Raw genomic sequence first — 14,194 nt, 5'->3', positions numbered from 1 at the left:
AAAGGTTCTCCGCTGGAAGAGAGAAAAATAAAAACAATCATGGACGTTGAGGAGGCATATTCCGATAAACGGCCTTCCGTTGAAATTCCTTCATCGTAAGCATGTGGACTTGCCAAGGCATGGGAATTCTGTAAACTGTTTCGTCCTCAGACAACATCCTTTTTCCCAGGTTATGCCAGACGCTCGCTTTCAACCACTTCCCGGATTCCGTGATTTTGCACCGGCGGACTGCGCCGTGCGCAACTATCTCTTTAACGCATGGAAGAGGGTGGCGCACCGCTATGGATTCCTGGAATGGGAAGGCCCGACCGTGGAAGCCACGGAGCTTTACCTTAAAAAGAGCGGGGGCGAACTGCCCACCCAGCTCTTCCGCTTTACGGACCAGGGAGACAGGGACATCACCATCCGTCCGGAACTCACCGCCTCCCTGGGCCGCATCGCCGCCGCCTACCAGCGGGAATACACCAAGCCGCTCAAGTGGTTTGAAATCGGCTCCTGCTTCCGTTACGAAAAACCGCAGAAAGGACGCCTGCGCGAATTCTACCAATTCAATGCGGACATTCTTGGGGAAGGCTCCGCGTGGGCGGACTCTGAACTGATTGCCCTGGCCATCGACTGCATGAGGGAGCTGGGCTTTACGCAGAACGACTTCATCGTACGCGTCTCCGACCGCGAAGCCTGGATCAGGTTTGCCGCGGAACACGGCGTGCAGGAACAGGACATTCCCGCCTTTCTGGGCATTGTGGACAAATTTGAACGCGACCGTCCGGAAGAATGCCAGCGCAAGCTGGACTCCTTCCACATCAGCCGCGGCGACCTGGTGGCCTTCATTGAGAACCCGCCCGCCGGAGCCTCCGAACGCTATGACATCCTGCTGAAAGACCTGGAAGCCCGCGGACTGGACGGCTACGTCAGGCTGGACCTCTCCGTGGTGCGCGGCCTGGCCTACTACACCGGGCTGGTCTTTGAAATCTTTGACACGCAGCGCAGCCTGCGCGCCGTGGCTGGCGGTGGCCGCTACGATACGCTGGTAGGCGCCCTCTCCAACAATGCGGTGGACATGCCGGCCACCGGGTTTGCCATGGGGGATGCCGTCATCACCCACCTCATTGACCAGACCCCCCATGCCAAGGCGCTGAAGGATGCGGCGCTGGCCGCCGCGGGATGCGACGTCTTCATGGTGCAGGCCTCCGAAAACCGCCGCGCGGAAATGCTCTCCATCGCCTCCGCCCTCCGGGACCAGGGGTACAGCGTGGACCTTCCCCTCACACTCACCAAAATCAACGGCCAGCTCCAGAAAGCCGTCAAATCCGGCGCGCGCGCGGCCCTGATTGTGGGAGACGAATTCCCTGCCCTGGAACTGCGCGACCTGCATGCGCGCTCCTCCTCCACTGTCGCCATGGAGAACCTGTTTGACGCCCTGGCCTCCCTGACCGGCCGTGATTGATACGTTCCTTCCTCCCTTCCATTTTCAACAAAGATGAACTCATACCGCACTCATACCTGCAGCGAATTGCGCGCTGCGAACATCGGCAAGCCGACCACCCTCATCGGCTGGGTAGATTCCGTCCGTGACCACGGCGGCGTCATATTTATCGACTTGCGCGACCGCTCCGGCATCACGCAGGTAGTCTTTCACCCGGAAGTCAACCAGGACGTGGCGAAGGCCTCCCAGCAGCTCCGCTCCGAAGACATGATCCAGATATCCGGCACCGTGGCTGCGCGCCTGAAAACGGACACGGTGGACACCACCAATGCGGACCTTCCGACCGGGGAAATTGAAGTCTCCGCGGACACCCTGAACGTCATCAACAAGGCGGACGTGCTCCCCTTCCAGCTGGACCGGGCCCTCTCCAATGAAGACCTGCGCCTCAAGTACCGCTTTCTGGACCTGCGCCGCCCGTCCATGGTCCGCAACATGCAGATACGCCACCGCGTGACCAAGACCACGCGCGACTATCTGGATGAACACGGCTTCCTGGAAATTGAAACGCCCATCCTTTCCAAATCCACGCCTGAAGGCGCGCGCGACTTCCTGGTCCCCTCCCGCCTGGCACCCGGCAAATTCTATGCCCTCCCCCAGGCCCCGCAACAGTACAAGCAATTGCTCATGGTAGCCGGCATGGAACGCTACTTTCAGATCGCCCGCTGCTTCCGTGACGAAGACCTGCGTGCGGACCGCCAGCTGGAATTCACCCAGGTGGACATTGAAGCCTCCTTCATCACGCCTGAAGACATCTACAACCTGGTGGAAGGCCTGCTCAAGCGCGTGTACAAGGAATCCCTGGACGTGGACATTCCCACCCCCTTCCCCCGCATGACGTGGAGGGAGGCCATGGACCAGTACGGCTCCGACAAGCCGGAACGCCGCTTCGGCATGAAGCTGACGGACGTCTCCTCCATCTTTGAAAACAGCGGGTTCAAGGTATTCTCCTCCGCCGTAAGCAATGGAGGCGTGGTCAAGGCCATCAACGCCAAGGGGTTCGGCTCCGCCTCCGTCGGACAAATCGACGCCCTGACGAAAACCGCCGTGGAAGCCGGAGCCAAGGGCCTGGCCTACATCAAGGTGCGCGAGGAAGACTGGAGAAGCCCCATCTCCAAATTCCTTTCCGACGAAGAAAAGCAAAAACTCACGGAAGCCCTCAACATTGAAACCGGAGACCTCGTTCTCTTTGCGGCCGGTCCGTGGGAACCCTCCTGCGATATCCTGGGCCGTGTGCGTCTGCAATGCGCCGAATTCATGGAACTGCTTAAGGACAACACGGAACGCGACTTCCTGTGGGTCATCGAATTCCCGCTGGTGGGCTGGGATGAGGAAGAACAGCGCTGGGTGGCCATCCATCACCCCTTCACCCGCCCCGTCAAGGAAGACGAGGAAAAACTGCTCAAGGGAGAACTCTCCTCAGACCTGCGCGCCCAGGCTTACGACGTGGTGCTCAACGGGACGGAACTGGGCGGCGGCTCCATCCGAATCCATGAACGCGACTTGCAATCCGCCATGTTCAAGGCGCTCGGCGTCACGGAGGAACAGGCCCGCGAACAATTCGGCCACATCCTGGACGCCTTCAGCTTCGGCGCTCCGCCCCACGGCGGCCTTGCGCTGGGCCTGGACCGCCTGGTCATGATGATCTGCAACGCGGAATCTATCCGTGAAGTCATCGCGTTCCCGAAAAACAATCGCGGAGCGGACCTGATGAGCGACTCCCCCGCCGCTGCGGAAGAGCGGCAATTGCGCGACATTCACATCCAGGTGAAACTGCCCGCTAAAAAATAACCGGAATCTTTAAACACAAACCCCCGGATGGAAAAACTTCCATCCGGGGGTTTTTCATTCAAAGAGCTTCCTGCATCCGGAACCACGCCAACGGCAAGACAGAAATCCCTTCCTATAAACCGTGCCCGGCGCCCGTCAGACGCCGCCGGATATCCGCCATCTGCCGTAAATTCTTCATGACGGGCAAACGGTGACGCTTGTCCAGCGGCTGCGGAGGAGGATTGCCCGTCGTCACCATGGTGAAACGCTGGTAACCCTTCACCTCCGGATAACGTCCCCAGTAATACGCCGTCCACCCGCTGTCCGGCGCGTCCGGACCAAAGGGAGCATAAACCATGTGCCGTTCCTCTCCAGGATATAAATTAAAAGCGCTGGTGCCTATCACAATATCTTCCGGCGCGTCCGGCAGCAGCTCCAGCCTGCGAACATACTCCCGGATTTTTACGGCCGCATACGCCTTCAAGGCATACAGGCAGCCGTAAACACGCTGTTCCACGGAACCGCTGCCCCAGAACACCATCTCCCTCCGGTCGGCAAAACGCAGCAAATCATCTCCCGACACCATCACCGTATCCGCATCTATCTTCACCAGGGTATCCCCTTCATCGTCCATGCTCCGGAGCATCTCCCCCAGCATCCCTTCAATACAGGCCTTCCCCCTCAAATTGCCGCCTCTTTCCCAAAAGGACACGCGCCATTCCGCCCCCAGTTCCTCCGCCTGCGCCTTCACCTCATCCGGGCAAGGATGGCGCCCGTCGTCAATCACGACCAAATGGGCTCCGGGGAGGGCATGCCGGACACACAGCAGATTCTCCCCGACCAGGGCGGCGTCTCCCGAATAAACGAACAAATGAACGTGAATGCTTGCTTTCTTTTTCATCATCAATAACTCTATCGCTGGAACTCTTTTTCCTGTTTGCGATCATCATGACAGGAACTGCCGGACATCTCCATCTGCCGCAACGGGCCTTGTTCAACAGGCTCCAAGGAAAGCTCCGGCAGGGAAGAAGGAGAGCCAGACACTGCGGCCTCCTTCCGCGCCTCCTGCTTCAACCGCAGCACGCCCAACTTGATTCTGGAGGCCATATTGCCCAGGGCATTCGCCCGGGAAGGAATCAGCCAGCCGCCAAGAACACCCTGATGAAGGAAATCCGTCTCTGCGGCCAGCACTTCTCCCGGCCTCAGTCCGGAAAACAGACGCACCCACAGAGCCATCAAACCTCGGCTGATGAGGGAATCGCTATCGGCATCAATCCGCACCAGACCGCCTGCAAGCTCCAGCCGCAGCCATACCCGGTACTGGCATCCCCGCAGGAGGCAGGCTTCCGTTTTCCATTCCTCCGCAAAGGGCGGCAACTGTTCCCCCTGGCGCATTAAAAAACCGTACAGAGCCCCCTCCCCGGACAGGGCGGCCAGCTCCTGCAGTAGAACCTGCCGCCGTTCTTCAAAACAATCCATATGTTCTTATTCGTTATATATTAAAAGCAATTCCGACCGTTCAGAAAACCCTCTTGAAAATTGACTTAACCGGAACGGTCCGGCTCCCTAGCCCTTCAATACACACTCGTCCCGCGCTGCCATCATGGAACCAGACCCGATTTCAATATTCAAAATCCGGCAGGGATGCTGGCGCTGTTCCGAGGCGCAATGCTGTAATCCCTGAATCAAAACCCTCAGGTCACCCGCCCGGTCATCTATTCTCCATCCGGAAATAAGCAAACGAAGACACTGCACTGCCTCATCTCCATTCGTTTGAAACCAGATGACCATCGTTTCATCCGTGGCGACGCGGCAGCCCCTTCCGGTGAGCCTGAACATTCCGGAATCTCCGATGCAGTCCATGCTGTCCCACACAACCTCCTTAATACCGCATTCGGCGGAATTCCTGACGGCAATCTTTCCACCGGGAAACCATCCCATATGGAACAATAAGCACCGCATCAGGTAGGCGCGCCTTAACGCACAATCCTCCTGATGGGTGCCAAGACCGAGCGACTTCCTGGCGCCGCAGAACTTGCTCCCCCGGTCAATGGTTAGTCTGACCTTATAACTTCCGGATGTATTCTTCCGCAATTCGATTGATCTATAGATGGACATGCAAATATTCATACAATATCCAAAAACTATATATATAAAATCAAACGGGCCTAGAATAAAAATGTTAGAAAACAGCGCAACTTCATCAAAAAAAGCAATATTAGAAAACTATGCAATAAAGAAAAAAAGCAAAATATTCCATATCTGGAACGCTTCTGGCGTTCATGAAGAATCCTGCGCAGCAGACCTTTCCTCCCCTCCCGGCATTTAAAAAACCGGCAATCCTTTATAGACAGTCTCAAGAGAGCTTTCTAAGGGAGCTTCCACTTGGCCCCTCCCTATAGTCAATCGGAGAAGGCAGGTCAAGCTGCTTTTTCTATTCGCGGCCACTTTCACCCAAAGTAAAAAAACATTCTTTCCTAACAAGCAGAAAGAACCTCAAACCATTTTAAAAACAGACAGCGAAAGCCTCTTCGCTTTTCAAGAACCAAACAGGCTTTCCGTGAATAGTCCTCAATCTTCACACACGATTCGCTCCCCGGAAGAAACGCTTCAAATATCGGACCCATGCCAGCGAAACCAATCCTTCCATGAAGTCCATATATACCATCCCATGCACAAGACCACAGGCAATAGGACAAAAACAGCTCTCCTCAAAAGGCAGCACCATTTAAAAAGGGAATCGATACTCATCTCCCTCTCTTCCAATAGCATTGATAGTCTATCCTGACACAATGGCCAATAACCCGTAGCCCCTGGAATAACATTAGGCACCACTTGCCTTTTCTTCCCTGTTCGCGTTGTACCTTGCACCCCAAACCCCGCTTTACCCCCAGTTCAGAAAGCTCCAAAGCTGTCTGCCAAATAAAAATGAATTGGAGGTGTAGGACAGGCAATCCATGCTCGTTCCCATCAACTGAGCTCCCTATGAACAAAAACCGAGGCACATATGTACCTCGGCGTATAATTTACTTTATATTAAAAACTTAGATAAAGATATGATATCGCAATCTCTTTTATCAACAGTAATTTTACTTTTATCCTTATACATATTAAGAACGGCATCTACGACTGCATCAATATATTGCTCCGTTGAATCTGACCTTGCATAATTTTCCCGGCATATTGACCGTTATTTCTTTTCTGAAAATCAACCTTCGAATTTCATATTTTGTATTGTCGATTCATCCGGCCGATAACCAGTTATTCTCTTAAATACGAGAAACTTACTTCAAGAAGAAGAGGAATTTTCTACAAATTTAGAAGGATTTATATTTTCCAATTTCCCTAGCGTGTAGCTACTTTAGTCTATTTGTCTCTCTTGAGGGATCCCATCTGCGTTAGCATTTAAATCCCAAATGATCTACCTAAGTATATTTGTACGTCTTGTCCCATCGCTCCTTTTTATTGCTGTCTAGCACATCTGTACTATCTGCTGAGATACTGATATTACGGATAACTAAAAACATCAAAACCTATAGATGAACTGAAATGAGTGCCAGTAATCAAATAACACAGTAGAATCAATATATTAGTTAATGTAGTATATTAAGCCCAAATTCTCGTTATAGCATTCACAGGAATAGCGAAATTGCATTGCCATAGCTTGGATCATTTCTACATTCAGTGTTACTCTTAGATATTAAAAAAAATGAGGTTGCTTTAATTTGATAAAACAACCTCATTAAATGATGTAAAGTCAATAAAAACTAAAACTAATCCTTCTCAACTTGATTCACTATTTTATCATAAAACCATTTCTGAAAATTTTTACATTCATCCACCGTCATAGTTTTTTTAACAGTATTACCATTGAAAGAATACAAGTTATGTATTATTTTATGATTTTTTGCATCTTCATAAATGCCTAATGGACTTTGCAATATTTCCGGATCAATCAAGCCGGCATCTACTAATCCTTTAAATATTTTATTCATTAAGTCAAATTTCACTAAGCCTTTTCCATCAAATTCATAGATGGAATTTGCTATGACATTAGCAGTTATCTGATCTACAATTTGCCGTAAGAGAATTTCAAGCTCCTTCATATCACCCTTTTCTTTCCTCAATACTGCCATTTCAGCAGATAATGAAATAATATAGGAAAGTCGGTCTATTTGTTCCTGACACATTTGTATATCATCCTGTTCCGGATCACATACAGAATTCTGGGTTGAAAGAAAAATTATACTCCAAACAATATTTGCAACGAAAAGCACCCCTGTTGCACTCCATAAAAAATATTTACTTATATTACATTTCATGCTAGTTTATCTTAACTTTTTACATTTCTCTTCACATTCTTTTAATTTTGACGAAAAAAGTTTATTGAATTCTTCTTGTTTCTTTTCTTCAATTTCCTCTTTTTTTGGTATCTTGTTGATAGATCCCAATCCGTCAGTATATGGATTCCCGTTACCAAAGGTTCTGCTATTAATTGTAAATGAACCTGTCATTGGAGCAATTGCTTCTCCATACAGCGCATTTTTTAACCAACCTTCACACTTGCATTTACACCTACATGTAAATTCTACTTTTACGTTCACCTGTAAAGAAAGCAAAAAGGGTGCCGCCGTAGTGAAAGACATCCCTAAAGCATCTAATCCTTTAACTGCGGTTTTTACAAGTTTAGGACGTTTAGTGTGCTTTTCAATTACTGCTTCAGACACTTTACGTACATATCTTTCGGTTTCCCGTGTTCCAGCAAACTCCTCAGTCACTGTAATATCACTAGGGTCCTGTGTTAAAACGCAACCATCTCCATACCGTTCTTCTCTGGAAGAAAAAGACAGACCTAGATACTCACTAATTAATACAGGATTATTTTTTACAAATCCATATAAATGGACACCACCTTTTTCTCCAATCGGATCTCTGGATATCCAGCGACCATCTTGTGGATTGTAATGGCGGTAATTGTAGTAAATTAAACCTAAGTCTTCGTCATGGTACTCGCAGGAATAAAGGAATGGCATAGACGCGGTCTTAATTCCTTCCGAACTCAAGGTTTCTCCGTAGGGCGTGTATTCAAACTTCGCCTGACGGTTTCCCGAGGAGTCAAACAGAGCGCTTACGCTTTTGAGCAGGTCATGCGCCACATAACGGGTGGTGGCCACGCTCTTGTCCGCATTGTGCGTGCACATCGCCAATACCCGTGTCGACTCCGATTCAGAGGGATCCCAAAACCACGTACCCAGCAAGGGCGGATTGGAGGTATTTTGCGTGCAGTCCATGCTTGCCACCATTAGATATCCCATATACGCGAATCTTGTACGTCTGGTCAAGTTATTTCCATCATATTCCACTTTTTCCACACGTCGACCAAGATAGTCATACACACATTCCACCTTTTTGCTTCCCTGTGTAAAGACCACCGGACGATTGTCCGCATTATACTGGACAGACCATATTCCTGTGGAAGTGTTCACACTCGTTTGATTACCGTCAGAGTCATACACAGGTGCGAAGGCTGTTCCTGAATGTGTCACAGTAGCATACTGGTTCAAACTATTGCTTCGATAGGTACTGGAAATGCCTTGTTCTGCCGCCGTCTGGCGGTTGCCGATATTGTCATAGTCATAGCTGAAGGCTCCTCCCGCGTTCATGGTGTCTTCCGTCAATTCCCCTCGTGCATTGTAGCCATATGTGTGGCGACGGGAAAGAGCAGTTGAACCCACATAGTCTTCCCGTACGGAAGGACGCCGCATACTGTCCCACGTATAGGCGTGCTTGAGCGCAGGAATGGAGGAAGTTCCCTTCACGTAAGTCAGGGACACCGGCAAAGGAAGATTGGCATGAAACACTGTGTTTCTAACCAATCCATTCGGATAGGTCAAACTGTTGAGCCAGCCCGTAGCCGAATCATATCCATACGTAAAGGATGAACCATTAAGCGACATTGCAGAAAGGCGGTCTGCGACATCATATTCCAGAGCGACCTGCTGTACCATTGTTCCATTCAGAGAAAACGTATATCCGGACGAACGATCCAAAGAATCACGCTGGTACTCAAGCAGGCTTGCTACCATGCCAGAAGTTTGTTCGTAGGCAATATCTTCAAGATCCCAATAGTAAAAGGAACGTGTTCCGGATGCATCCTGGACGGAAGATAACCGATCCATCCTATCATAGGAAAATGACACAGACGGAGTTCCATCACTATGCGTTATAGAAGCTATTTTTCCTGATACAGTATCATACTGGTATTCCGTCGTCACTCCGCGGGACTGGATACGAGTTCCCAGACGCCCCCAGTCATCATGGTAATACGAAGTCATGGAACCATCCGCATAAGTCTTATTCACCACAAGTCCACTCACAGGGTCATAAGTCCAGCGTGTGATATCGGAATCCGAGGATGGAATCGCATCCAGAACAGATCCTGATGCACGATAGGTATGCAGAGCCACAATACGGTCCATGGCATCATATTCCCATTTGATGGGCTGGACAGCCGTTCCATACTGCTGCACTAAGCGTCCACGAAAATCATAGGAAAACCATGTCTGCTTGCCATCAGGAGTTACAATACAATTTGCCAGCCCTGTAACCGCATCATAGGAGGTAGTAGTCGTCTCTCCGTCCTGGTCCGTTCGGCTTGTTTCCCTTCCTGTGGCATCGTTGACGATGGTCATGTCTTTACCACGGGCATCGCGGATTGTAAGCATATCTCCGGTCATACTGTAAGTACGCTTGTACTGGGTCATTGTCCCATCTATTTGTATCAGGCGTACGGTATCCCCGTTCAGGATGACTTCTTCCTCTTCCCTGTCACATCCCTTCCGTCCCCTTAGAACACGTATATTACCGTTTTCATTGTAAACTTTTTCCCAAATGGAACGGTATTCCGGTAGCCTCTCCCTCATAACGACTGACTCCAAAGATTGCAGGGCACTGTCCGTTCTGGAGACTAATGTATATGTATATTCGAAGTCAGCATCCAATCCCTCACAAATAGCCTGTACGTAGTCCATACGCCAGACAGCATTTACCGCTGAAGCAGACAATCCGGGAGGAGGAAAAGACAGGCGGGTATAACGGGAAACCACTGAATACCTGTATGGAGAATTATCAGGCCAGTCATTCCAACTCCTCATCCATCCCGTCAGTTCTCCTCTGTTATTATAATGGTACCACAACGGGCATTCATTCTTTTGCTGTTCACATACTATTTGCCCGAATCCGTTATATTCGGCGTTATACTGGTCTACCATCACAGCGCCGTTAGAATGTAAAATTCTCAATATCTTGCCATCTGCATTTTCCAGAATATTTTCTATCATATCTCCGGATGAGGAAAGACGGCGTATATATTTCCAAATCCCGGACCAGTCCGCCTTATATTCATAATAACGCGCCTCCCGTCCTGTGCCGGACTCTTCCACAACCAGGCCGGAAGGAGCTTTCCTGGTCACCAGCGTAGCTCCGGGCGATGTTGTTTCAGTCATTGTCAATCCGTCTTGGGAATAAGAATAAAGGGAGGTTCGCCCCATCTTATCCGTCCGGGAAGTGACTCTTCCCAGTAAATCATATTGGGAAGAAACCGTCGTTTTCCTGTCCCCTATGGAGTGGCTCACTGACAAAATCCTCCCCATCCCATCGTATGTCGTTTCCGTTATACTATCCGGACAATCGGCATTCATATCTACATCATTCCAATTTTCCACAGCCACGGCAGCATCCCTTTCCACACACACCAGACGTTTGGCCCCATCATAGGTATAACGCGTCTGCAGCCCTCTTACATCTGTTTCCCACAACGGTCCCGCACAACTCCATTCCATCATGGAATACAAGCCATTGGCGTAATCTGTCCGGATCAAACGATGTGAAGGATCATAAGACATCCGGCGAAAGTCAATGGAGACAAATCCCGGCGAATATAAATGAACTTGATGGTCTGTAGCAATTTCATCGCCGTTCTCTGCATAATAGCGAATTATCCTGGAGGACTTTTCTGAATCCGCCACATCTATATAGTCATCCTCTGTACATTTCCAAACAGCGCCATAATCACTGCAGGTAGAATATTCGCGACGTGAAATATTTCTGGCCTCTCCATTATTTACTATATCAGGATTATCCACATCTTGCACGTTTTCATATTGATATCTGCATTTCAACCGTCCTGGCGCATACACGCAGTCATGAGCTGTGTACCATTCCTCAACCGTAGTTACCGAATTCAGAACACCCACATTTGTAGAACCCAGATAGGTGCGTGTGGCGGTTTTCGAATAAACCTGTTCTGTCTTATTGTATTCATACTGTGTTTTTTCCAGACATTCGGTCCTCTGAGGAGATACCAGTTCTACAAGCTCCTGAGAAATTCTCCGGTCATTGAACAATTCATCTGCATATGAATAGGAAGTCCTCATAGAAATATCCCCATACCACGGCTCCGTCCGTTGAATCACGTTCCCGTTGGAATCATACTCCATCTCCACCACGGCTCCGTCCGGGCGCGTTTCCCTGATGCGTTTGCCATAATTGGGGGAAGAAGGATCGCTGCCGTATCCGTACGTCCATGTTCTTTCCAGCGGGGTTCCATATCCTTCCGTGCGGGAGATAAGGACGTCCCCGTACAAACGGCGCTGGTATACTTCCTTTTCTGCGGAACACAGCACGGCATGCTCGGTTCCGGCCACGCCGCTGTACACATACTTGAATTTTTCCTTCTTGTCCGTATAGTACCCTCCCGCCACCATGGCCTGTCCGTTAATATCCTTGGCAACCAGGTTTTCATGGCCGGGCGCCGGAAGGCATCTGGTGACGATGCTGATGGCGTCATCCCCCTCTCCTTTCACCAGGGTCAGATCGTCCGGGTAAAGGCCCGCGCGCCATTCACTGATAAAACCTCCCGGTTCTTCAATACGGAATGTCTGCAACAGCATCTGGGTCACTTCCGGATTTTCTTCATCCACAGCCCTGGCGACCATCGTCTCCGTATCCGCGAACGACCAGGACAGCTTCCATGTCTTGATCGGAACGGCTCCTTTGCGGATGATATACGTGCCATCGTTGTGCCGCCCCGTCACGTCTGCGGGGGCATACCATCTAATGCTCTGAACATTGCTTAGATCCAGCAAGCCGTCCGTCTTGTTCCACACCTGCTTCAGCATGAACAGGGAAAGGGAGTTGAAAGTTTCCACCGCAGTGCCGGGTTCGTCGTAGGCGTCCTGCCTGACTACCTTAAGTTCCGCGGCCAGTTCAGCAAAGGTGATTTTCACGCCGCGCGGCGTCACGATATGGTCAAATATAGCGGAATTGGGGCGGAAGCGCATGGTCATGCCGCTTTCCTGAACTTCTTCCAGATAGGAAACGCCATCCACCACAACGCGCCGCATCCTGTCCTGGAACATCTGGCTACCGCCAAGAACCTCTGCCCCGGAAACATTTGGAGAGGCAAAGCTGTAATAACGCGGAAATCCTTTTTCCGTCTTCACCACCGCCCGGGAAACGTCTTCCGGTTCTTCCGGGCGGCTGATGGATGCATTGAGGGTTTCAGCCACTTCCAGACGGCGCTGGGAAATGTGCTCGTACTGGAAAGCGGTCCCCCAGCATAACCCGGCATCCATCATGTTCAGGTTCAGCATCAGGCGGCCTCCACTCAATTCCGGCCACTTGGGAAAGCGTCCGAATTCTATGGAGAAGTCCACGCTGTTGTTGTCCGTACTTCCCGTACCGGAGTCGCCCTCGGAACACGGGCACGGGTATTCCGTCTCCGGCCCTATGGGAGTGACAGGGTACCACGTATTGGGCCACGGCATCGGAGACGGTTCATCATTGGAAACGAATGTAACGGGATGGCTGGGCATTCCTCCGGATTGTTCCGGAGTGGATAACTGATTATCAATTTCTTTCATTGTTTTATTGTCGTTGAGGCACCTGCCGGGAATAAGGGAAAACGCCGCCATGGAATTTCCCCGGCCCCATTCCCGGCAGATGCTTTGGGTCAGGTTCAGGCGGCAGGTTGACGGTCCACGGAAACAGGACGGTTACAGATGGCGTTCCGCAGGCATCTCATGACGGAGATACGGGCGCGGCGCGCCACCTTGTCCTGATAACGCCGGCTCATGGATACCATGTCCATGTCCGCCAGGGATTCCGCAGACGGAAAAGTCGTCCAGTTGTAATGCCCCCACAGGGGACCTCCGGTTCCTCGCGTCCATGCTCTGGCGAGGAGTGGGGCCCCATCCGGGAACAGGGCGGTAAACGCCCCCAGGATGACGGCGCCCTCCGGACATTTCATCACGGAGGAGGATTGCTCCAGATGCTGGAGAATGGCCCGAAGCACAGCAGGCTTCAGGGCATAAAGTTCATTGCACAGCAGGCCGGACCGAAGACAGGTTCCGGATAATCCCGCTTCGGAACGGGCAAATTCCCTTAAAAAACCGGCATGGAGAATGAGATTGTCCGGCTTGGTGCGCACCAGCACATCATGTTCATGGCGCACAGCCTGAGCCATCAGAGTCAGAATAGCGGCCGCATGTTCGGAGGACGTATCAGTTTTCTTCAGCACTTTCCATTCCACGGACATGTTCCTCAGCACTTCCCTGACGGTTTGGGGACAGCGTGCCCGGTCATCGTCCAGAATAATGACAGACGCTTCCGGAACGGCACGGCGGATGCCCTGTACAGCTTCCACCAGCAGAGGAGCGTTGTTTGCCTTGCAGGGAATGAAAAAGATGATTCCCGGCTGCTCCACAGGATCAGGCTGCGGAGAATTTGATATGGATTCATTCATACAGATAATCGTTGAGTTGTAATGAAATGATGCGTTGCATCAGTTCCAACCTTCATCATTACCCTGTATGAATGCACGCTGTTTTAACGGGCCTAGGACATTGGTTTCAAATAAATTGAGGCATTTTCACGGTGGCA

8 protein-coding genes are annotated in these 14,194 nt (G+C 50.8%); 2 read left to right on the top strand and 6 right to left on the bottom strand.

From position 1 onward, the window contains the following. Positions 1-172 precede the first annotated feature (172 nt). A complete protein-coding gene (hisS, locus tag M8N44_RS00525; RefSeq protein WP_102729182.1) occupies positions 173-1,447 on the top strand; it encodes a histidine--tRNA ligase in 1,275 nt (424 codons plus the stop codon). A gap of 33 nt (positions 1,448-1,480) precedes the next feature. Further along, positions 1,481-3,274, top strand: coding sequence for an aspartate--tRNA ligase (gene aspS / locus M8N44_RS00520; protein ID WP_102720981.1), 1,794 nt, complete (start codon positions 1,481-1,483; stop codon positions 3,272-3,274). Between the two features lie 112 nt (positions 3,275-3,386). Here aspS and M8N44_RS00515 read toward each other — a convergent pair whose 3' ends face one another. The 6 genes from M8N44_RS00515 to M8N44_RS00490 form a co-directional block, all read right to left on the bottom strand. Then, the gene (locus M8N44_RS00515) at positions 3,387-4,157 is read right to left on the bottom strand and encodes a glycosyltransferase family 2 protein (protein ID WP_022396253.1); all 771 of its coding nucleotides are present in this window, start codon (positions 4,155-4,157) and stop codon (positions 3,387-3,389) included. An 8-nt stretch (positions 4,158-4,165) separates the two neighbouring features. Next, positions 4,166-4,732: a SufE family protein gene (locus M8N44_RS00510; protein ID WP_102729181.1), complete on the bottom strand. Its 567-nt coding sequence runs from the start codon at positions 4,730-4,732 to the stop codon at positions 4,166-4,168. 87 nt (positions 4,733-4,819) lie between these two features. Continuing rightward, positions 4,820-5,194, bottom strand: a complete 375-nt coding sequence (locus tag M8N44_RS00505; RefSeq protein ID WP_146017767.1) for a hypothetical protein — start codon at positions 5,192-5,194, stop codon at positions 4,820-4,822. A gap of 1,832 nt (positions 5,195-7,026) precedes the next feature. Next, positions 7,027-7,575 carry a hypothetical protein gene (locus M8N44_RS00500; protein ID WP_146021215.1) on the bottom strand — a complete coding sequence of 183 codons (549 nt, stop codon included), beginning with the start codon at positions 7,573-7,575 and terminating at the stop codon, positions 7,027-7,029. 6 nt (positions 7,576-7,581) lie between these two features. Further along, on the bottom strand, positions 7,582-13,176 hold the full coding sequence (locus M8N44_RS00495) for an RHS repeat-associated core domain-containing protein (protein ID WP_180975285.1): 5,595 nt from the start codon (positions 13,174-13,176) through the stop codon (positions 7,582-7,584). A 95-nt stretch (positions 13,177-13,271) separates the two neighbouring features. Further along, the gene (locus tag M8N44_RS00490; protein WP_102729178.1) at positions 13,272-14,057 is read right to left on the bottom strand and encodes a hypothetical protein; all 786 of its coding nucleotides are present in this window, start codon (positions 14,055-14,057) and stop codon (positions 13,272-13,274) included. Positions 14,058-14,194 lie beyond the last annotated feature (137 nt).

Source organism: Akkermansia massiliensis, assembly GCF_023516715.1.
Lineage (GTDB): Bacteria > Verrucomicrobiota > Verrucomicrobiia > Verrucomicrobiales > Akkermansiaceae > Akkermansia > Akkermansia massiliensis.
Note: the sequence above shows the minus strand (reverse complement) of the source record. Positions and strands in the feature narration are given on the sequence as shown.

Bases quoted from the DNA above. Each gene is read 5' to 3' on its own strand.
- hisS (WP_102729182.1), top strand. From the start codon at position 173: ATGCCAGACGCTCGCTTTCAACCACTTCCCGGATTCCGTGATTTTGCA.
- aspS (WP_102720981.1), top strand. From the start codon at position 1,481: ATGAACTCATACCGCACTCATACCTGCAGCGAATTGCGCGCTGCGAAC.
- M8N44_RS00515 (WP_022396253.1), bottom strand. From the start codon at position 4,157: ATGATGAAAAAGAAAGCAAGCATTCACGTTCATTTGTTCGTTTATTCG.
- M8N44_RS00510 (WP_102729181.1), bottom strand. From the start codon at position 4,732: ATGGATTGTTTTGAAGAACGGCGGCAGGTTCTACTGCAGGAGCTGGCC.
- M8N44_RS00505 (WP_146017767.1), bottom strand. From the start codon at position 5,194: ATGGGATGGTTTCCCGGTGGAAAGATTGCCGTCAGGAATTCCGCCGAA.
- M8N44_RS00500 (WP_146021215.1), bottom strand. From the start codon at position 7,575: ATGAAATGTAATATAAGTAAATATTTTTTATGGAGTGCAACAGGGGTG.
- M8N44_RS00495 (WP_180975285.1), bottom strand. From the start codon at position 13,176: ATGAAAGAAATTGATAATCAGTTATCCACTCCGGAACAATCCGGAGGA.
- M8N44_RS00490 (WP_102729178.1), bottom strand. From the start codon at position 14,057: ATGAATGAATCCATATCAAATTCTCCGCAGCCTGATCCTGTGGAGCAG.